Genomic DNA, 19,679 nt, shown 5'->3' with positions numbered 1-19,679 from the left:
TCCGTCGTGGCGTATAATAGATTTATTGACTCACCACGGAAGGAGCATCACCATGCAACAATTCAAGCTGCTGGCATTCGATCTAGACCATACACTGCTCAAAGAAGACGGTACCCTCGCCCCGGAGACGATTACTGTCCTGACCCATCTCCATGACGCCGGGATGAAGATCGTGCTCTGCTCCGGCCGCCCGGTGCCGGGTCTGACTAAGCTGAACCAGCAGCTGGGGCTGACCCGTCCAGGCGATTTCTCCATCTACTTCAATGGCGGGCTGGTGCGGGAGAACAACAAGGGTACCGTCATCTTCAGCCAGACTATGCCGGAACAGGCCGTGGCCGGCGTCGTGGATGTTGGCCGGCAGTACAAGGTGCCAGTCAATCTCGTTGCCGCCAATGCGGTATACGCCCTGCTAGATCACGGCGAATCCCAGTATCCGCTGGTGGCGCCCCACGGTATGCCTTTCTTATTCTACCGGGCAGACGAGTATCGCGACGCCAAGACGGAGGCTATCTACAAAGGCGCCATCGCCGTGAAACCGACGCTGGTCGACCAGCTCCAAAGCAATTTGAATATTGAGGGTGTCGACATTACCCGCTCCCGTCGCCAATTGCTGGAGCTGATGCCCGCCGGCATTAACAAGCGCGTCGGCTTGGAGCGGCTGCTCAAGCATCTCGGCTACGGCACCGAGAACCTGATGGTCTTCGGCGACGAAGAGAACGACCGGGAGATGATGCTCTTCGCCGGCCTCAGCGTCGCCGTGGGCAATGCCATCCCCAGTATCAAGGCCATCGCCGACCGGGTGACCGATACCAACGAAGAGAACGGTGTCGCCAATTTCTTGAAGAAGTACTTTTATCTATAATTGGCAGAAAAAATTTACGCCAGTAGCGTCGGTTAATGGTGTCCGTCACTTGGTTTCCGAGCAGCTCAGCGCATCCGATAGGTTTGAAGCGTCGCGGTCATCTGTGTCTCGTCGCGCACGATAGAGAGGAAAAGGTGCTCAAGGCATCAAAAAAGGAAGCTGCGGTTTTCGCAGCTTCCTTTCTTCTTGTCGTTAAGGAGATTATTAATGTGCTTAGGCGTTAACGGTATTCTCTTCTTCGACCTTGTCAGTCCAAGGAGTAGCCGTGTCAGCCAAGACCTTGTTCAACCGCTCGATGTTTGCACGGCCCTCGGTCTCCAACCACTTACGGCCAGCAGCTTCGCCGTCAACAGCGAACGGCTTGATGCCGGGCTTCCAAGTTGCACGGCCGCAAAGGACACCGTTGAACGTGGAGCCGGCATCCTTGGCGAATTGCAGTTCCTTCAAGAACAGTTCGTTGGATACACCAGCGGACAGGAAGATGAAGGGCAGGTCAGTGGCTTCGGATTGCTCCTTGTAGTAGCCGGCAGCTTCCGCCTTGGTATAGACAGGCTTGACGCCTTCGTCGGTGTAGCCCTCAACGAACTTCTGGTTGACGGGTACTTCCAACTTAAGGACAGAAACGTTGTATTGCGGCTTGCTGAATTCCTTCGTCGCGGCAATGACCTTGTGGGGCTTAACCTTGGCGAATTCTTCAGCAGAACCCTTGTCGTTCTTGCCATCGTAAGTGACCAGCTCCAAGAACAGCGGCAGACCGTTCTCCTTGGCTTCGGCACCGACCCGCTCAACGAAGGCATACTTGCGGTCGTTGATGCTGTCGGGTTCGTCGGGATCATAATAGAGCAGGAACTTAACAGCGTCGCCGCCCTCGTTCTTGATCCGCAGAGCAGACTGGTTGTCGATCAGATCTGGGAAGCGGCCAGGTTCAGTGGCATCGTAGCCGGTCTTCTCGTAGGACAGCAGCAGACCAGACTTCGGGTCGCGAACCTTGGTCGCGGGCAGGCCGTATTCAGGGTCCAGCAGAATGGCACTGGCATACTTGGTCAATTCAGAAGAAACGGCCTTCTTGAAGTCCACGATTTCTGTTTCGTTAGCCGGCTTGTTGCCTGCTTCGGCGATCATCCGCTTGATCGAACCGCGCTGGTCAATGGCTAAGGCAGAAATGACATTACTGTCGTTTGACAATTTCTTCAAGTGTTCCAACTGTGACGCATTCAATTTGACACTCATGAATAAAATAGCCTCCTATTGTGTTTCGTTTGATTTTTCAAACCGCCTCTATTATAGAACAGAAATTGGCAGACGTCACAGGCGGGTGCTTACATACCCGGGCATAAGAAAAGAGACAGATTCAAAGTGCGAATCTGTCTCTTTTCTTATGCCCAGTCCAGCGTCAGCGTGCGTCCCGGCCGCAGCTGCACCGGCAGCGGCGCCAATACTTTCGGCGGCCGTCCGTCAATGCACGCGGTCAATGTGGCAATCAGCAGCTGGCCCAAGGCATTGAACGGCTGCTGGATGGTGGCCAGCTCTGGATGATACGCCTGCATGAACGGCGTGCCGTCGTAGCCGATGATCTTCAGGTCAGCGGGCACCTTTCTGCCCAGCTGCTCCGCTTCTTCCAAAACCAGCAGCGCGGTGAGATCGTCACTGCAAAACACCCCGTCAATGGTCGGATCGTCTTGGAGCAAGGTACGGATGGTCAATCGCTTCACACTAACATCCGTGGTGAAACCCAGGGGAGTGACCTGCGGCGTCAGGTGGTGCTGCTGCAAGACATCCGCGTAGGCCCGCTGACGGTCGTTGGTCGGTTCCGGCGTCTCTGCGGAACTGACCAGCATGACGATATGCCGGCAGCCTTGGCTGACCAGGGCTTCAGCGGCAATGCGCCCGCCCTGGTAGTTGTCGCTGCTGACGATGGGGATCGTCGGCGCCAAGTTGCGGTCGAAGGCCACGATGGGCAGCGCGATTTTCTGATACTCCGTGATCCCAAGATTATGCGTACTGGTGATGATGCCGTCGACTTGGTTGGCCGCCAGCATGCGCAGGTAGGCCCGTTCCTTGTCGGCGTTGTTGGCGGAGTTGCAGAGGATCGTCTTGTACCCGGCAGCGAACAGCGTGTTCTCCAGCGTGGCCACCAGCTCCCCGAAGAAGGGGTTGCTGACGGAGGGAAAGATCAAGCCGACGAGCTGGGTCTTCTTCCCGGATAATGAGCGGGCCAAGTTATTGGGCGCGTAATTCAACTCCCGCATGGCGGCGAAGACCTTAGTCTTGGTTTTTTCACTCAATGATCCGTAATTGTTGATCACGCGGGACACGGTGGTGGGGGAGACCCCGGCTACCGCCGCGACGTCGTTCAATGTCGCCATCATGCATTCTCCTAGTTATTAATGTCGAGTGCCGTCAGCGGGTACAGCGTGGCGTGGACGGCCTCGGGTGCTGCCGTATTCAGCTGCAGCGTATCGGTCGGAGTCTGGGGGAAGAAACGCACCGTGCAGACTTTCTGCCCATTATTAAAGTATAACTCCATCACCGAGGTATCGACGAACGCGTTGAGGGTGACCGGCTGGTGAGCCGGCAGGGTGAAACGCCGAGTGGTGCCCCAGTCGGTGGCGAAGGGGACGCCAGCGCGGCTGCGGTCGACCAGGACCTGCCCAGTCGTTGTGTCCAATGTGACGCGCACGCCGGCAATCGTCAAGGTCAGCGGCGTGTCTGCGTCGGCGTGCAGCGCCAATTCATAGTGGTCGCCCGTGCCGATAAAGCTGTCGGTGCCGCTGGCAATATGCAGCGGCCGCGCTTCCCCGCGCAGCCGTTTAGTCTCGGCCACGGGGTACTGGTACAGCTGCCCATCCCGGTAATGCAGCTCTTTGACCAGGCTCAGGCAATTGGCCCAGCCGTCCCGGCTATCCGGGGCGGTGACATCGGGCAGACCGATCCAGCTGCTCAGCAGGGTGCGGCCGTCTGGTGCCGTGAAGGCTTGGGAAGCATACACGTCGAAGCCTTCGTCCAGATTGGCGGGGGTCCTGGGCGCCTGTAATGTCAAGGTCTCCCAGTCTACCCCTGCGGCGGTGATCACCATATTCGGGAAGATATTATCATAGGCCGCGACGCTCTGCGCCATGCCCTGGGGACAGAAGATGAACGTTGGGTGACCGTCCACCGTGACCAGATTGGGGCATTCGATCATATACCCGCTGCGCCCCTCGATGCCGGTGCGCAGGGTGCCCCGGAAGTGCAGGTCAGACAGGGTCTCCCCCTCATAGATCAGCGGCATCCCTTGCTTGGCCCGAGTTTGACCGCCCAAGAGGACCCGGAAACGACCATCGTCGGCCAAGGTCAGCTGGGGATCGCGGAATTCATCCGTGAAGCCCGCAGGCGGCGCTTGAATCAGCGGCTTGGCGAGCTTTTCTACCCGCCCCGTCTGGTCCATCCACGCACCTACCTGGTACGCATGGCGCTGCCAGCTGCCATTGCGCACGTTGCCGGTATACATTAAGAAAAGCTGGTCGGCCAGGGGCAGCGCAGAACCCGAGTAGGCCCCTTGGGCGTCATACGGGGTGTCCGGAATGACGGCTTCACCGTCGTTCTCCCAGTGGATCAGGTCTGTGCTGCTCATCCGCACCCAGGACTTCAGCCCGTGCACCGGGCCGAAGGGAAAGGCCTGATAGAATAACTGCCAGCGGCCGTTGAAGAAACTGAAACCGTTGGGGTCGTTGAGCAGGCCCGTGGTGGGCTGGATGTGGTAATGCAGCCGCCAGGGCGAAGCCTGGACTTGGCGGCGCAGCCCGGCAACCTGACTGGCGGGCCATTCATTATACGGGCGGTAACGTAAGTCGCGATTCCATTCTGCGATCATGGGCAGTCCCTTTCTTCCTGATTAGATGTTGGCGGCAACAGGCGCGTTGGCACTCTGAGCGGTCAGGGCAATCAATTGCTTGTCGGCCGTGACGGCGTCTTGAGAAATGGGCTGGACATCGGCGTAGGCGGCGGTGTTGGTGATGACCACCATCACGGTGTCGTCGTAACCGGCCTGCTTCAACGCGGCCCGGTCGAAGGTACCAAGGAGGTCGCCGGCATTGACCCGGTCCCCCTGCTGGACATTACTGGTGAAGTGCTCGCCCTTGAGGTTGACCGTATCGATGCCCAAGTGAATGAGGATCTCGGCGCCCAAGTCGGACTTGATGCCGTACGCGTGCTTCGTGGGGTAGCTGACAGTGACCGTCCCAGCGGCCGGGGCCACAACTTGGTCGGACTCTGGGATAATGGCGATGCCTTGGCCCATGATGCCGGTGGCGAAGACCTGGTCATTGACCTTGCTGATGTCTTCGACTTGGCCGGTAACGGGGGCCATGATGACTTCGTCGCTGACAGCCGGTTCAGAAACGGTCGTGTCGTCAGCAGCTTCTTCGGCCACTGGTGCCTTCAGGACCCGCTTCGCGTAGACGAAGGTGGTGCTGAAGGAAATGACGAGGGAAACGATGGCGCAGAGCATGAACCAGAGAATCGATTGCGGTGCGATGGAGACGAAGCCGATCAAGCCGGCCGGTCCCATGGAAACGGACAGTACGTGGAACAGACCGAGCAGGGCGCTGGCGATCCCAGAAGAAATGGCCGCGCAGATGAAGGGGAACTTCAGCTTCAAGTTGACCCCGAAGATGGCCGGTTCAGTAATGCCGAGCATGGCCGAAACACTGGAAGCAGAGGCCAACGCCTTCTGCTTACTGTCCTTCGTGGCGAAGAAGATGGCCGCAGCGGCACCGCCTTGGGCGATGTTCGCCATGGAAGCCACCGGGAAGATGAATGAACCGCCGGTGGTGGCTTTCTGCGCGAGCAGCTGCGTCTCAATCGCCGGGAAGGTCTGGTGCAAGCCGGTAATGACGATGGCCGAGTAGAACAGACCGAAGATCCCCATGCTGACCCAGCCGGTGGTGTTGTACAGCCATACCAGGCTGGTGGTCAAGCCGTCCGAGACGGTACGCAGGACCGGCCCCACGATGGTGAAAGTGAGAAAGCCGGTAATGACAATGGCCAGCATCGGGGTGAAGGTGAAGTCCACAGCGCCTTTGAGGTGCTTGTGGAAGAACTTCTCCAGCGTGGCCAGGATGAAGGCCACGCCGAGGATCGGCAGGACTTGACCCTGATAGCCGGCTTGGGCAATGTGCAGCCCGAAGACGTTCCAGTAGGTCATCTTGCCGGCCGCCGTGACCGCCGCCACGTTATAGCCGTTGACCAGGGAGGGCAAGACCATGATCATGCCCATGGTCGCGCCTAAGTAAGGATTACCGCCGAAGCGTTTGGTGGCCGAGTAGCCGATGAGGATCGGCAAGAAAGCAAACGGGGCAGAGGCCATGGCGTTCACCATGTCAGCGAAGCCCTTGATGCCAGGCACCATCTGCACGACCGACTGGGCACCGAAGAGGTTCTGGGCGGTCAAGACGTTGTTCAGGGCCATGAGCAGCCCGCCGGCGACCAGGGCCGGGATGATGGGGATAAAGATATCAGAAAGCAGTTTGAATAAGTCCAGGATCGGGTTGGTTTTGGCGTTGGTCGCCGCTACTTTCTTCAAGTCATCCGTCGTGGCTTCTTTCAGCCCGGTGAGCTTGATCAGGTTGTCGTAGACCTTATCCACGTCCCCGGGTCCGATGATGATCTGGTACTGGCCGTTGGTTTCGAACGTGCCTTTCACGTCCGGATCGTTATCCAGCGCCTTTTGATCAATTTTCTTGTCGTCCTTCAAGACCAGCCGTAACCGGGTGGCACAATGGGCGGCGGCTTGAATGTTGTCCGAGCCGATGTCGGCCAGCACGCGTTTGGCCACTTCTGCATGTTTCATGGTGAAATCCTCCTTGATGGTGGTGCATCCCTAAAAGCCTTTTCATTTCTACGGTTATACTGTAACCGGTGCCAGATGAATTGTCAAGCGCTTGACAATTTTTATTTGTTGAGGGCTGAGGAAACCACGATCGAGTCTTGATAAACCCTTTGTTTATCAAGACTTTTGAGATTCAGATAATATGATTAACGGGAAGCAAAATTCGACATTGGGCTTGCTGCTGACCGCACTGTGTTCATCGAACGACAAAGCGGATGCTGCCGAGCAGGACGGCGCAGCTACAGACGCAAAGCCCAAATCCAAGTGCCACTGAGCTTGGGCGGCCAAGCTGCTCAGCGCCGCCCGATACAAAAAAGCGGCCCTCTGCAGAGGACCGCTGGCACATCGTGAAATTGTACTGACTATTTGTATGTTTTAACCAGTTGAATGGTACCGTCGGGGAAGACATTGTACAGAGCAATCGTACTGCGACCATTGTTTTTACCGACTTCGATTTGGTAAGCAGATTTGCCGTTTACGGTAACTTGTTTGTCGAACGCGTAAACCAGCGGTGCGTCATTGGCAAACTTAGCTGCGGCAGTGGGCTTCAACGCATTGATGGCGGCGTCGGAGCTGGTAATCTGGGTGGCACTGGAACTGGATGATGAACTCGAACTCTGACCAGAGGCGCTGCTGGAACTGGTACTGCTGCTCTCGCTGGACGAGCTGCTGGACGTGGTGCTGCTGCTGTCCGTGCTGCTCGACTTAGCGACCGTCTCTGTCTTCGCTTTGCTGCTTGATGCAGCAGTGGATTTGTTGCCCGAGCTGCAGGCGCCAAGGGTGAGCAGCAGGGCCAAGCCGAGTAACGGTAATGCGATCTTCTTATGCATGGTGTAACCTCCTCAAAAAACTATTGTACTACGAAAGGTTGCTGAAGCCATTAGGATGGTCGGTATATTGCGCGTCAATCCACTGATTGGTACCCACATTGTACCAATAGTGACCATTGACTTGGATTTGTTTGACAACCTTCCACCGGGAATTATGCGGTAATTTGCGTCCGGAGAAAGTACGGGCCGCACCGTAGCCATTCCATAGGGCAACACTGTATCCAGGGACGTATTTGATTTGCGCGACCGCGTTTTTGGTGACGGTCGGCGTCGGCTGATTATTATTGGTTGATGACCCTGAACTGTTGTTGGTGCTATTGGTAAAGATGCCGGTAAAATCATAACTCATATCGACATTTTTGCCTTGGTAGTTATTAGTGTACTGCCAGGCGGCGGCATTATCCACTTGCGGTGAGTCAACGCCATAATTGGCCACCCAAATAGGATAATTACGCGGCACCTTATTATTCCAGAACCAGGAAGCCATCGAGTAGGTGACCTGGTTGTTGAAACCGCGGGCGGCCAGCTCGGATTGAAAAGCCACTGTATCATTGTAAGGGTCCGCCAAAGATGAATCCTCAACGTCATCCACAACGACCGTGTTTTTTCCGAGTCCGAATTGATCCGCTGTATCAGCAAAAAAGTCGGCTTCATCACGGGCTTCATCCGCGCTATTGTAACGGGCATAGTGATACAGGCTGACTTTCAATCCAGATGCCTGGGCGGCTTTGATTTGGGCACCAGCCTTTGGATTCACGTAAGCATCCCCGTCGGCACTACCCTCCGTTAGTTTCACAACGACCCCGGCGACCTCGTTGGTAGCCAAGGACTTAAAGAAGACGACATCGTCCGGTTGGTAACTGGCGACATCGGCGAATTGGGCGAAGGCAGCAGCTTCAGCGGCCGGTGTCGTCACAGCGACCCCGACACCCAGACCAAGCAGCAGAGCGATCCCCAGCTTTTGGACGATTCTATGCGAATGATGCAAGTGGAATTCCTCCTCATATCATGGAGCGGTGTTCGGCGGGCGTCGAGTGGGCCACTCGTTGTTTTACGAATATTTACACCGTTAAGGATACCAGAAATTTGCCTGGACCACATCTCGCAGGAACTAATTATTTCACGATGAGGCGCGGCGTGCGGAACACGCGTTTTTTTTAGCGGAAGTGTCTTCGCCGAAAAGGGAGATTTGAAAACAATCTGGACCACTACTGCAAGTCCGCCTTTCTATCCAATACCTGACCACTCGCCTGGGCAATGGTCAAGGCCTGAGAAAGATCATAGATGATGTCGTCCTTGTTCTCGATCCCGACCGCGAAGCGAACCAGGTTGTCACGGACGCCGATCTTCTGCAGCTTGTCCTTGGGGTAGGGGCGTGGGTCATGGTGGTCGGCCGACAGACGAGGGATTCCACCCCGCCCAGACTGACGGCCAAGTCGATGAGCTGGAGCTTCTCGAAGAAGACGCCCAGGTCAACGCTAGGCTTGACGGAGAAAGAAATCACCGCGCCGAACCCCCGCGCCTGCTTCTTCTGAATGGCCGCTTCGGCAGGGGAGTACCAGCCCGGATAGAGGACCTGGTCGATCGCCGGATGCCGCTTGAGGGCGGCAATGACGGCAGCCACGTTTTCTTGCTGGCGATCGAGCCGGATGGCTAAGGTGCGAATGCCCCGCAGCAAGGTGTAGCTGTCGAAGGGACTGAGGGTCGCGCCCAGCGTATTTTGATAGAAGAAAAACTCGTTGTAAAGATCGGTATCGTTCAAGGTGATGGAGCCAGCGTTCAAGTCGGCGTGGCCGCCGTAGAACTTGGTGGCGGAATACACGGTCGCGTCGGCGCCCAGGGTGAGCGGCTTTTGCAGGTAACCGGTCATGAACGTATTGTCCACGATAAGCAAGGCCCCGTGCCGGTGGGCGAGGTCGGCCAGTTTGGGGATGTCGTAGACGCGCAGCGTGGGGTTGGCCGGCGTTTCTAAGAAGACAGCTTTGGCACGGCGTCGAGGGAGAATTTTGTCCCAGTCCCTTCTGAATTAAAAAAGATAATGTCAGGCCATCGGGATGGCGTTCTTCACACCGGCGGTCCGAAAATTAACCTTGTCCTGGGTGATCTGAATGGCATAATCCAGCATCTCGTCCAGCTTCTTAGCTTCTGCCGCTTGCTGATCCGGGGTGAAGTCCGCCTTGATCTTCAGGATGTCTGGATAGAAGTCCGAGTCCTTCGCGTATTCCCAGAAGTACTGGCCGTCCTTGACGTTATCGAAGTGCCAGGGCTTGCGGAAGAGGTTGTAGTGTACCAGCTTGGGATTCGGCACCAATTCTGGCGGGGTCCGGGACAGATCGTTCCAGCTCGGGTCCAAATACTTGATGTGGCCGTTGGTGATGACGTTTAAGTAATCCTGGTCGGGGGCAATGGTGTGGAAGTGGTACTGATTCATCATTTGCAGAAAAACATCGCTGAAACGTGTTTCCCGCAGTGCCTTCAAGTTCATGACCATGACGCCGGAATTCACGTACTCGTTGGTGGGCATGCCCAAGGCTTCCAGCACGTAGCGAGTACCGCGTTCATCGTGAGAAAGGAAGGTATCTTCCGTCGCTGCAATCAGCTTATCACCGAGATCCGTGCGGTACAGGTCACCGATGTCGTGCAGAACGGTGATGTCGGCGTCCAAATACAGTGCCTTATCGTATTGGGGGAACATGTCCGCGATGAACAGCCGGAAGTAAATGGTCAGCGTGACATAATCGCCCCGCAGTTTAGCTTGATCACCACCCATTTTTTTGCCGAGGCTGGTGTCGTCCATCTTCATGAAGCGAATGTTGAACTGCGATGTGGCCAGCTTGAGCAACCGCTCTTGATAAGTCTGCGCGATGCCTTCGTGGAGAATGTAGACGTCGTACTGGTCGGCCGGGTTGGCATGGGCTTCGATGGAGGTCAAAGCCACAGAGAGAAAGGGAACATACCGGTCGTCGACGGAGAAGAATAATGGGATCCGCGTGCTTGTTTGGGCCATTGGATCACAACCTTTTCGTTTATTAGGCAAGCAATTTTCTGAAATAAATTGAGTGCTCACTCAAAGAGAAGTATAAGCTGTATTTCCCACATGTCAATGATTCTGCATTCTTAGTGCGGTATTGACGTTTAGGAGTAAGTTACGTCAAGGAGGCATTGCTCGTTTTCAGAAATTGAGGGGGCACACCCGTGTGGCCGCTGGCAGAGTATTATCAGATTTCTGTTCATCTTGGTGTGAAAAAAGAAACAGAAATATAGCGCCGGAGACTCGTGCGGGGTGGGTGATGTTTGCTACACTTATCTAGTAAGCGGTGACAATAAGATGGAGGAGATGACCATGACTAGGAAAATAGCGAAATGGAGGAAAGCAGCCCAAGTGGGTGTTGCCACAGGGCTAGTCGCGGCACAATTTAGCACTATAACTGTGCCGATTGTGTTAGGGACAAGCGATGCTGCATCCCAAGTTACTACTGTTGCCAATGAAGTGGAACAGAACTATCGGCTTATCTTTAAGAGCCCGAATCCGTACGGAATAATCGTCGTCGGTGAAGGCTCGATTCGTGGCCGGCTGGGTAGTCGGGTATCGCTACCAACAAGCCAAGTTCCCAAAGGGTACGTGTTGGCGACGGATCTCAAAATTACAATAAAGGGGCATTCCGTCGAGGATGTTCTTTTGGAGCGCGCAGAGAACACCACCCGAAATGTACAGGTTAAATGGAAACTGCGCAGCACTTGGGATGGCAAAGAAACTGAGCAGTCAGAAGTGATTCCTAATCAACTGTTTGCAAGCACATTCCGTTCCTCATTCCTGAATAAGTATAATATAAAAAGTGTGTCGTCGAACAATCCGTACGTCGTGAAAAAATCGCCATGGGTTGATGTTGGCTTTTACCGTCATGCCGATTGGTACAATGGTTGCACAGTTTCTGTCGATTATTTACCGGCGAGTGTTTCACGAGAAGTGCAAATGGTAGATCCAGGGGGGAAAAATCGGGGTTTCTTTACCGTAACCGGCAGTTATGGTAGCAGTGTAACGTACAGTATGAGCAAAATACCCATTGGTTTTCAGCCGACTGTCAACCTGATTCCACTAGACGACTCGAAACCATACACGCTGTTGCTGGAGAAGAAGCAAGGAACGACGATCAATGTCTCATACCGTAACGTGTTGACCGGGCAGTCACGTAAAGTTGCCAAACAGTTCTATGATCTTATCCCCAACAGATCGGTCCTTCTAGACGACAGTTATGTCGGCGCAGAGAATGAGCAGATACTGGACGATCACTTGCCGGCACAGTTTTCAACGAGCAACAACAAACTGTATTTTAAGCCCGCAACGAGAGATCCCCAGAATCTAACTGTAGATGTAAAAACTGCCCCAATCTGGATGGACCGAAAAATACAATTCGTATCGCCGGCTGAGAACAATAGGGTGGTAGGAGAAACTACGATTACTGGGCGTTATGGTACAACTCAGCAAGTCAATACGCAGCAGGTCAAGTTGCCCACTGGATATCGTTTTCCGGATGGGCAGGCGATTTGGGTTGACATAGTCATGGACAAGGTCGAGCATTATCAATTAATGGTTGTCCCCCGAGTGATGAAAACTGTGGAGATACGCTTACAATATCAAGGGGCAGTCGTTGATGTGCGACAGATTGTTGTGGAAGTTGGCAAGATTTACGATTCAGGCAGTTTTGTCAAAACCGATGAGGTGTGGGAAACAATGGAATATAATCATTATCCCATTACCGAAGAAACGATTACTGAGGGAATCGACATCAATGTGCAACCGCGCGAGACCAACATGCCGTTAGCATATCAAACGACAGATGGGCAGCCCATCACGTTCAGCATAAAGGAGCCAATCTCAATCACGCCAGAATTCCGTGATGGTGCCTTTGGATATACTGGTGCCCAGTTATGGGCTTCTGTGCGTAGCCGCGTGGCAGCAATTCCTTCTTCAGAGTTTGGAAACTTTGATCGTAATGCGTTTGGCGGCTTGTTTATGAAGAATGCGACGATTCATGATAACAATCAGTTCCATTCACTAATGGGTGCAAATCCACTTTCGCTGGTACTCACACTTTTATCAACTAAAGTGACACGCTCATTGTCATATTTACTTGACGGAAAACAAGTGGCTACGGGCAACGTTACAGGTCAGCGGGGAGAAGAGGTTACAACACCCTTACCAGAAAAATATGCTGATCATATCGCGAATCCTGACACTATAGTTCTGGATAGTGAGGCCCCAGCATTCGTCACGTTAGTAGCGCCAACCGCTCCAGAGAAACCTGACCCGCCGGAAGTGCCGGAAAAGCCAGAACCGCCAGTGGACCCGCCGGAAGTACCAGAAAAGCCGGAACCGCCGGAAGTACCAGAAAAGCCAGAACCGCCGGAAGTACCAGAAAAGCCAGAACCGCCAGTGGATCCGCCGGAAGTACCAGAAAAGCCAGAACCGCCCGTGGATCCACCGGAGGTGCCAGAAAAGCCAAAACCACCTGTGGATCCACCGGAGGTGCCAGAAAAGCCAGAACCACCTGTGGGCCCGCCGGAAGTACCAGAACGGCCAAAACCACCAAAACCGCCAGTGATTACACCGCCGATTCTAGATTTGTTCACATTGCGGCCAGCTCGTGGGGCCGTATCGGTTCATTCGGAGAGTGGAGCAGTTCTTTATCGTGATAAGGAAACTCGAGAACCTACTCACCGGGTTTTGCCATTCGAAACGAGTTGGCAGTATTTCAACGAAGTTGTGAATTCAAAAGGACAAATTGTCGCTTACCATCTTGGCGGTGACCAATTCGTTCGAGCGGCAGACGTGATTATCGTCGACAACTCAGTTCATGGTGTTTTTACAGTTCATTACGCACCCTCACCGCACTGGTCCATTGCCGTTTGGACCAAGGACTTACAGGTTGTTAAATTGATTCCAGCCGGTTCCCGTTGGAAGACATTTGGACTGCGCACATTGAAAGATGGACGTGTTTATTATCATCTTGGCGGTAATCAGTACGTCCCGACTGACTACGGGGTCTGGATTACTCAATGATGATGTGATGAATAATTATTAATGCGTGCAAGACAGCGACACTATTTGTAACACAATAGGACAGAAATAGCTGGAGCGGTTAAAGAGGTGGTTGGCTGGTGATTTGCCGGCGAATCACCTCTTTCGTAGCCTATTATTGACAGCGGTTACTTTATTGCTAAACTGAAGATAGCTTAGCGAGGGAGTGAAGAAATGAGCACAATTGCAGACGCGGTGGCCGTGCGGCCGGCGCCGCGGCAGATTGCTTGGCAAGAGACTGAGTTCTACGGCTTCATCCATTTTGGCATGAACACCTTTACCAACCGGGAGTGGGGTACCGGTCACGAGCCGGAGGAGCTGTTCAACCCTACGGCCTTCGATGCCCGCCAATGGGCACGGGTGGCCAACGAAGCAGGGATGCGCGGGTTGATCTTGACGTGTAAGCACCACGACGGCTTTTGTTTATGGCCCAGCCGGTTCTCTGAGCACACCGTCGCCCGTTCGCCGTGGCGCAACGGCCACGGCGATGTGGTGGCCGAGGTGGCCCGGGCTTGTGCCCAGTACGGGCTGAAGTTTGGTATTTACCTTTCTCCCTGGGACCGGACCGAGGAAACTTATGGCCAGGGTAAGGCGTATAACGACTTCTATATCAATCAGCTCACCGAGCTGCTCACCCAGTATGGGCCGATCTTTGAAGTGTGGCTCGACGGTGCCAACGGCGAAGGCCCCAATGGGAAGAAACAGCACTATGAGTGGGAGCGGATCTACGCAACGGTCCGCCGGCTGCAGCCGGATGCCTGCATCGCTGTAAGCGGTCCGGACGTGCGGTGGGTCGGCAACGAAGCCGGCCATGTGCGGCCCAACGAGTGGAGCGTCGTGCCGGCCAGCTTACGCGATCAGGACGCCATCGCCGCCAAGTCCCAGCAGGAAGACGACGAAGACTTTGCCCGGGTTTTCTCGGCCACGGACGACGACCTGGGCAGTCGGACGGCGTTAGCCCAATACGAGGGGCCGCTGGTCTGGTATCCGGCCGAGGTGAATACCTCGATCCGCCCGGGCTGGTTCTACCATCCAGTGGAAGACGACCAGGTGAAGTCGGCGGCCGCGCTGTTTAAGCTGTACCAAGCCGCGGTGGGCGGCAACGGCACCTTCCTGCTGAACGTGCCCCCGGATCCCAGCGGCCAGATTGCGGCCCCGGACCGCCGAGCGTTGCAAGGCTTAGGAAGACGGGTGCGGCTGCTGCAAGCCGAAAACCTGCTGGCGGACAGCCGGGTCACGTATTCTTCCAACCCGACGCCGGTCTCTGGCACCGCTCTTTTCACCAAAGACTTGGAGCAGGTCTGGACGCCCAGTGCTGACGATCCCGCCCCTGCCATTACGGTGCAATTACCAGTCCCGACGCCTGTCAACGCGTTCGTCCTGCGGGAGCAATTCACTGCCGGCCAGCGCATCGAAGACACCGAAATTGCGGTCCAATTGCCGGACGATGACCGCTGGTACACCGTGGCCCAAGTCGGGTCGGTGGGGTACCAGCGCATCGTGTGCGTCCCGCAACAAGCCATCACGGCGGTCCAAGTGCGGTTCAAACAGTTCCGGGCGCTGCCGCTGGTGTCCTATCTGGGCGCCACCGACTTGTGCCAGCAGGATTAAAAGTCCAGATTCAGCAGAATGAATTGCGACGGCGGTTCTGCCAGAATACCGGTGAGGTATGTTTCCCAGAGGGCAGCGGACTCGTCAGCGCCTAAGATGCGGAAAATGGCTAACGCTTGGCGGCATGTCTTTTCCCCAGCCGTCCGCTGACCCTGGCGAATCTGCAGCCAGCCCCGGGCAAAAAGCGTCAGATTACGTTCCGTTAAGTCGTCGCTGGGGCGTTCCGTCATCATTGTCAGAACCGCTTGCGCTTCCGGCCAGGCACGGCGGGCCAGCAGCACGGTGAAGTCGCTGAAGAGGAGCTGGAATTGCAGGGTCGTGAAGGTGCGGCTGATGCCTAACCGTTGACTCTTACGGTAGCCCTGGCGGAGCAGCTGAAGATTTTCTGCCGGTGTAAAGAGCACGGCGGCCATAACGAACAGCGTGATTTCATAGCTGCCCCAGTCGTCCACCGTCAACAGGTAATGGCGCAGGATCGGTGTCCCCGTGTCCGGCGGAATAGCTCCCGCCGCTGCTGGGTGGGCCGTCGTGTATTCGGTTTGCAAGTAGTGGGCTAACCCCCGGAAGAAGGCCAGCATCAAGAGATTCGTTTGGCTCGGTTCTGCCTGGAACCGGGCTTTTTGTTTGGCCGCCAGTGCGATGGCTTCTTCGTAATGTTCAGACCGCAAGGTGAAGCCGGTGGTCAAGTTGTCGTCCAGGGGGGTGAGAAAGGCAGCGAGTTTTGCCCGGATGGCGGCCGGCGAATCGGCGGGATCCGCCAGCCGGCCGTAAGTGTATTCGAAGAAAAATTCCGGGTAGGGGACGTGGATCGCTTTGAGCAAGGGCATCAGCTTGGTCAGGGTGATATCGCTTCTGCCCCGTTCAAACCGGGACACGAAGGAATTGGAGATGCCCGTGGCGTTCTCGATGGTTTGCAAAGTGATGTTTTTGTTCGTTCGCAAACGGTGAAACACCGTTCCGTACAGAGTGTCGATCATGACGGCCACTTCTTTCTGCATATATAACGAATTTCTCTCAGCATAGGGGTCTGTCCTCGTATAGTCAAGGTGTGCTTAAGCCAGAGCGGTCGATTCACCATTATCCGAGGAGGAATTCATTATGAACGTTTTTCTGCATAACAAACCCTACCGTGTCCTGACGGTGTCCAGTTTTCTCAGCATGATCGGCTCCGTCCTGTTCAACATCGTGTTCATCATTTATGCCGGCGCGCTGCCATACAAGGCGCTGGCCGTGTCCCTGGTGGCAGTGGCCAACCTGGTGCCCAGCTTCTTCCAGATACCCAACGGCTACCTGGCGGATCACACCCGCCGGCGGTTCGGCATGATGACGGTCCTCAAGTTCGTTCAGTTTGCCCTGTATCTGCTGTTAGCGGTGATCATCCAGTCCAGCCAAGCCTTCTGGGCCTTTGTAGTGCTGCTGGTGATCAACATTGCCTCGGACACCATCGCGGATTACACCAGCAGCTTAGTTCTGCCATACTACAAGCACTTTATCGCCAAGGACCAGCTGGGGGACGCCACCGGTTTTGAACAAGGGGTGGGCGGCATCATCAAGATCGTGTTCCAGGGCGTCGGGGCGGCGCTGATCGTCGCGCTGCACCACAACTTCGCGCTGTTCGGCATCATCAATGCCGTCAGCTTTCTAGTCGCTGGCCTGGTTCTGTGGGCTCAGCGCCGGGCCTTTCTGCAGGCCGATGAGAAAGACAGTCCCGTGACGGTCGCGGCCGTTCCAGAAGCGGCTGATAAGGAGGGCTTCTTCGCCAGCATCGGCCACTCCCTGCGGACGGTCTACCAAAATAAGCCGCTCTTCGCTCTGGTGATGCTGACGCTGCTGGTGAACATGCTGTTCACGGCCTTGGATGGACTGGTCAACGTGACCCTGACCAGCCAGAAAGCCTTGTGGTTCGGCAACTTTGGTAACACCGTGGCGATCATTGGCATGAGTTCAGCGATTGCCATGACTGCCGGGGCACTGTTCACCCGCGACGGCTTACAGCGGCTGAGTTTGGCCACCTTGATCACCGGCGCGACGGCCATCAGCGTGCTCTTCGGCCTGAACATGGTGACAATCCAGAATCCCTATGTGATGGTCGGTACCCTGGCCGCAGCGGCTTATCTGGTGGGCAAGGTCAATCCCAAGATCAGCGCGCTGGTGATTGGCGAAAGCGACGGCGACCGTATCGCCGCCACCATGAGTGTCATTTCGACCCTCAGCTTGATTGGTATGCCGGTGGGTCAGGCCGTGTTTCTCACGATTGCCAACGCCGGCTCACCCGTCTTAGCGTGGCAGCTCTTCGCGGGGGCGGCACTGGCGGTATCCGGGTTCGGTCTCTACATCGCAGCTTACTTGAAGCGCTTGGCGGCAACCGTCCCGGAGCCGGTTAAATGAAGTGTGTTCCACGTGAAACAAAGGCAGCGCAGAGAAATCCTCATATCAATGAGGATTTTTTGCACTAGCCAAGGCTTTTCATGTCAAGTATCGTCTCCAGACGGGGTATAATTCAGGAGAGAAATTGGGGGGCGAGGAATTTGAAGAAACTCAAGTTACGGCTTGACGCGTTCAGCGACGCCGTCATTGCCATCATCCTGACCATCATGGTCTTGGATCTGACGCCGGTGATGAAGGACAACTGGACGAACTATTTGATGCTGGCCAAGGAAATCGGCGTGTATTTCATCAGTTTCGCCCTGGTGGCCAACATGTGGTACCAGCACGCCACCACGTTCAACGAAATCGACGACATGAGCTACCGGATCATGCTCTACGATTTTCTCTACTTGGCGGTGCTCTCCCTGACCCCGCTGGCGACCAATATGATGGCGGGCAACACCACCCGTATCACGGTCATCGCTTATGGCGTGCTCAGCGCGGTGGTCTCCTTCACTTTCCGCTTGTTAGCGCGTGCAGTGCTGCACTTCCAGTACACCGATAAGTCAGAAATGCGCCAGGTTTACGGCAAGATATACGGGGAGCACAACCAGTTCTATGCCTTTCTCAATATCGGCTTGCTGGTGCTGGCGTATTTCTTCCCCACCGTCGTGGTCTGGTTCTACCTGGCTTATCCGGTGACCAACCTGCTGCTGAGCAGCCGGGACCGTCAGCAGATGTATGATGTCGCCCAACTGACCCCGGCCCAGCGGAAAGAGTACTTGCAGCTGCCCCGGGAGCAGATGAAGGCCTACCGCAAGATGGTGGATGAACAAAATGCTGCCGCGGCCACCGCGGCGGCGAATGGCCAAACAGCCGCGACCAAACCGGCCGCCACGGACTGGACAGGCGTCCTGAGTCACTGGCTGGATTCTCGGATTGGCGCCCGGTCCGAAGCCGGCGCGCCCGGTACGGCAGACGTTGACCGAATCCGCCAAGTACGGCAGGAGCAGTGGGAACAATTCGTGCAGCAGCAAAAGACGATTCGCAGTGCCCAGCACACTGCCCGCCAAACCCAGCACGACCAGCGGCACATCGCTCGGGATACGCAGAAACAAGATGCCGATGCCGCTGAACGGGCACTGAAGCTGCAGCAAGCCGCCATTGATAATGCGGCCAAAATTGCCGCCCAGCGGCGGGATGCCGAAGCCGCCGAGCAGCGCGCCGCCGCCAAAGCCACCGAGCAGAAGCGCCAAGACGATGAAGCGGCGCAAAAGGCAGCGGCTAAAGCCGCAGCCAAGGCCGCCGAGCAGAAGCGGGAAGCCGAAGAAGACGCCCGCGCTGCTGCGGCCGAGACGGAAGCCAACCGCCGGGCGGAAGCACGCGATGCCCAGCTGGCCGACGCCAAGCTGGCGGCGAAGCAGCACAAGATCGACCTGAAGAGCCAGCGCCGCGAAGCCAAAGCCGCTGCCCACATTGCCCACGACCAAGCCAAGGCAGAGAAAAAGGCAGCCAAGAATCAGGATAAGAATGCTGCCGATCAACCCGCTGAGCAAGCTGCGGCAGAGCAGACACCGAATTCCGCGGCCGCGGATGCCTCATCTGACGATAGCAATAGTGGGAAGCAGAGCTAACCGCATGAAAAAGGGCGCAGCACTTCACATGCGCTGCGCCTGAGAAGAAAGGAACGAAAGCCAATGGAGGTGGAAACGCTCGTGGTGGTCTTCATAGCCATCACCATGATCTGGATAGTCGGCCAAATGATTCTCTACTTCATCTCCGCCATTCCGGTATTGCGCCGCAAGCAGCTGATCACCATCATCGGCACCGCCTACTTCGTCTTCGCCGTGGTCGTCATCGTCTTAACGCTGCTCCATCCCTTCGCCTATCCCCTCCAGCTCACTATCTACACCGTCAGCGGGCTAGCCCTCGCCACGGTAATCTCGACGTTCAGTTGGGTGCGGATATTGAGCCGGCAGTTAGGAAAGTAGCCAATTTGCGCGTGGCCCGGCGATTTGGGCCCTCCGGCTGGCTGGGCGTGGAACGTGGCCGGCACAGCTT

The 19,679-nt window shown here is 55.8% G+C and carries 14 protein-coding genes and 1 pseudogene; 6 read left to right on the top strand and 9 right to left on the bottom strand.

Features of this window, described 5'->3' with window-relative positions; genetic code table 11:
* Positions 1-52: 52 nt before the first annotated feature.
* Positions 53-862, top strand: a complete 810-nt coding sequence (locus L248_RS07560) for a Cof-type HAD-IIB family hydrolase (RefSeq protein WP_022529565.1) — start codon at positions 53-55, stop codon at positions 860-862.
* A 213-nt stretch (positions 863-1,075) separates the two neighbouring features.
* Here the strand turns inward: L248_RS07560 and L248_RS07555 are convergent, their stop codons facing one another.
* The 8 genes and pseudogenes from L248_RS07555 to L248_RS07520 all read right to left on the bottom strand — a co-directional run bounded on the left by L248_RS07555 (position 1,076) and on the right by L248_RS07520 (position 10,568).
* Positions 1,076-2,092: a tagatose 1,6-diphosphate aldolase gene (locus L248_RS07555; protein WP_022529564.1), complete on the bottom strand. Its 1,017-nt coding sequence runs from the start codon at positions 2,090-2,092 to the stop codon at positions 1,076-1,078.
* 146 nt (positions 2,093-2,238) lie between these two features.
* Positions 2,239-3,231 carry a LacI family DNA-binding transcriptional regulator gene (locus L248_RS07550; RefSeq protein WP_022529563.1) on the bottom strand — a complete coding sequence of 331 codons (993 nt, stop codon included), beginning with the start codon at positions 3,229-3,231 and terminating at the stop codon, positions 2,239-2,241.
* An 8-nt stretch (positions 3,232-3,239) separates the two neighbouring features.
* Positions 3,240-4,715, bottom strand: coding sequence for a sucrose-6-phosphate hydrolase (locus tag L248_RS07545; RefSeq protein WP_022529562.1), 1,476 nt, complete (start codon positions 4,713-4,715; stop codon positions 3,240-3,242).
* A 21-nt stretch (positions 4,716-4,736) separates the two neighbouring features.
* Positions 4,737-6,692 (bottom strand): sucrose-specific PTS transporter subunit IIBC, encoded by a 1,956-nt coding sequence (locus L248_RS07540; RefSeq protein WP_022529561.1) that lies wholly within the window; start codon positions 6,690-6,692, stop codon positions 4,737-4,739.
* A gap of 401 nt (positions 6,693-7,093) precedes the next feature.
* Complete coding sequence (locus L248_RS07535) at positions 7,094-7,561, bottom strand: hypothetical protein (protein ID WP_022529559.1); 468 nt, start codon at positions 7,559-7,561, stop codon at positions 7,094-7,096.
* A gap of 28 nt (positions 7,562-7,589) precedes the next feature.
* The gene (locus L248_RS15165) at positions 7,590-8,549 is read right to left on the bottom strand and encodes a GH25 family lysozyme (protein ID WP_022529558.1); all 960 of its coding nucleotides are present in this window, start codon (positions 8,547-8,549) and stop codon (positions 7,590-7,592) included.
* Positions 8,550-8,769: 220 nt separating this feature from the next.
* Positions 8,770-9,566 (bottom strand): annotated as a pseudogene (locus tag L248_RS07525) (trans-sulfuration enzyme family protein).
* A gap of 36 nt (positions 9,567-9,602) precedes the next feature.
* Positions 9,603-10,568: a glycosyltransferase family 8 protein gene (locus L248_RS07520; RefSeq protein WP_022529556.1), complete on the bottom strand. Its 966-nt coding sequence runs from the start codon at positions 10,566-10,568 to the stop codon at positions 9,603-9,605.
* A gap of 336 nt (positions 10,569-10,904) precedes the next feature.
* Between L248_RS07520 and L248_RS15600 the strand changes: the two genes are divergently transcribed.
* Together L248_RS15600 and L248_RS07510 are read left to right on the top strand one after the other, a co-directional pair.
* Complete coding sequence (locus tag L248_RS15600; RefSeq protein WP_155828598.1) at positions 10,905-13,622, top strand: SLAP domain-containing protein; 2,718 nt, start codon at positions 10,905-10,907, stop codon at positions 13,620-13,622.
* 192 nt (positions 13,623-13,814) lie between these two features.
* Complete coding sequence (locus L248_RS07510) at positions 13,815-15,251, top strand: alpha-L-fucosidase (RefSeq protein WP_022529554.1); 1,437 nt, start codon at positions 13,815-13,817, stop codon at positions 15,249-15,251.
* Here L248_RS07510 and L248_RS07505 read toward each other — a convergent pair.
* On the bottom strand, positions 15,248-16,249 hold the full coding sequence (locus tag L248_RS07505; RefSeq protein ID WP_022529553.1) for an Rgg/GadR/MutR family transcriptional regulator: 1,002 nt from the start codon (positions 16,247-16,249) through the stop codon (positions 15,248-15,250). The genes L248_RS07510 and L248_RS07505 overlap by 4 nt on opposite strands.
* Before the next feature lie 100 nt (positions 16,250-16,349).
* Here L248_RS07505 and L248_RS07500 point away from each other — a divergent pair, with 100 nt between their 5' ends.
* The 3 genes from L248_RS07500 (at position 16,350) to L248_RS07485 (ending at position 19,609) form a co-directional block, all read left to right on the top strand.
* Positions 16,350-17,639 (top strand): MFS transporter, encoded by a 1,290-nt coding sequence (locus tag L248_RS07500; protein WP_022529552.1) that lies wholly within the window; start codon positions 16,350-16,352, stop codon positions 17,637-17,639.
* A gap of 140 nt (positions 17,640-17,779) precedes the next feature.
* The gene (locus L248_RS15160) at positions 17,780-19,252 is read left to right on the top strand and encodes a TMEM175 family protein (protein ID WP_022529551.1); all 1,473 of its coding nucleotides are present in this window, start codon (positions 17,780-17,782) and stop codon (positions 19,250-19,252) included.
* A 63-nt stretch (positions 19,253-19,315) separates the two neighbouring features.
* Positions 19,316-19,609, top strand: a complete 294-nt coding sequence (locus tag L248_RS07485; RefSeq protein WP_022529550.1) for a hypothetical protein — start codon at positions 19,316-19,318, stop codon at positions 19,607-19,609.
* Positions 19,610-19,679: the final 70 nt, after the last annotated feature.

This window comes from Schleiferilactobacillus shenzhenensis LY-73 (assembly GCF_000469325.1).
In the GTDB taxonomy this organism is placed as follows: domain Bacteria; phylum Bacillota; class Bacilli; order Lactobacillales; family Lactobacillaceae; genus Schleiferilactobacillus; species Schleiferilactobacillus shenzhenensis.
The sequence above is the reverse complement of the archived record's forward strand: the minus strand, read 5'-3'. Positions and strand labels throughout refer to the sequence as shown.

What these genes read in the sequence shown, in the direction of transcription:
- L248_RS07560 (WP_022529565.1), top strand. Translation starts at nt 53, where the DNA reads ATGCAACAATTCAAGCTGCTGGCATTCGATCTAGACCATACACTGCTC.
- L248_RS07555 (WP_022529564.1), bottom strand. Translation starts at nt 2,092, where the DNA reads ATGAGTGTCAAATTGAATGCGTCACAGTTGGAACACTTGAAGAAATTG.
- L248_RS07550 (WP_022529563.1), bottom strand. Translation starts at nt 3,231, where the DNA reads ATGATGGCGACATTGAACGACGTCGCGGCGGTAGCCGGGGTCTCCCCC.
- L248_RS07545 (WP_022529562.1), bottom strand. Translation starts at nt 4,715, where the DNA reads ATGATCGCAGAATGGAATCGCGACTTACGTTACCGCCCGTATAATGAA.
- L248_RS07540 (WP_022529561.1), bottom strand. Translation starts at nt 6,692, where the DNA reads ATGAAACATGCAGAAGTGGCCAAACGCGTGCTGGCCGACATCGGCTCG.
- L248_RS07535 (WP_022529559.1), bottom strand. Translation starts at nt 7,561, where the DNA reads ATGCATAAGAAGATCGCATTACCGTTACTCGGCTTGGCCCTGCTGCTC.
- L248_RS07520 (WP_022529556.1), bottom strand. Translation starts at nt 10,568, where the DNA reads ATGGCCCAAACAAGCACGCGGATCCCATTATTCTTCTCCGTCGACGAC.
- L248_RS15600 (WP_155828598.1), top strand. Translation starts at nt 10,905, where the DNA reads ATGACTAGGAAAATAGCGAAATGGAGGAAAGCAGCCCAAGTGGGTGTT.
- L248_RS07510 (WP_022529554.1), top strand. Translation starts at nt 13,815, where the DNA reads ATGAGCACAATTGCAGACGCGGTGGCCGTGCGGCCGGCGCCGCGGCAG.
- L248_RS07505 (WP_022529553.1), bottom strand. Translation starts at nt 16,249, where the DNA reads ATGCAGAAAGAAGTGGCCGTCATGATCGACACTCTGTACGGAACGGTG.
- L248_RS07500 (WP_022529552.1), top strand. Translation starts at nt 16,350, where the DNA reads ATGAACGTTTTTCTGCATAACAAACCCTACCGTGTCCTGACGGTGTCC.
- L248_RS07485 (WP_022529550.1), top strand. Translation starts at nt 19,316, where the DNA reads ATGGAGGTGGAAACGCTCGTGGTGGTCTTCATAGCCATCACCATGATC.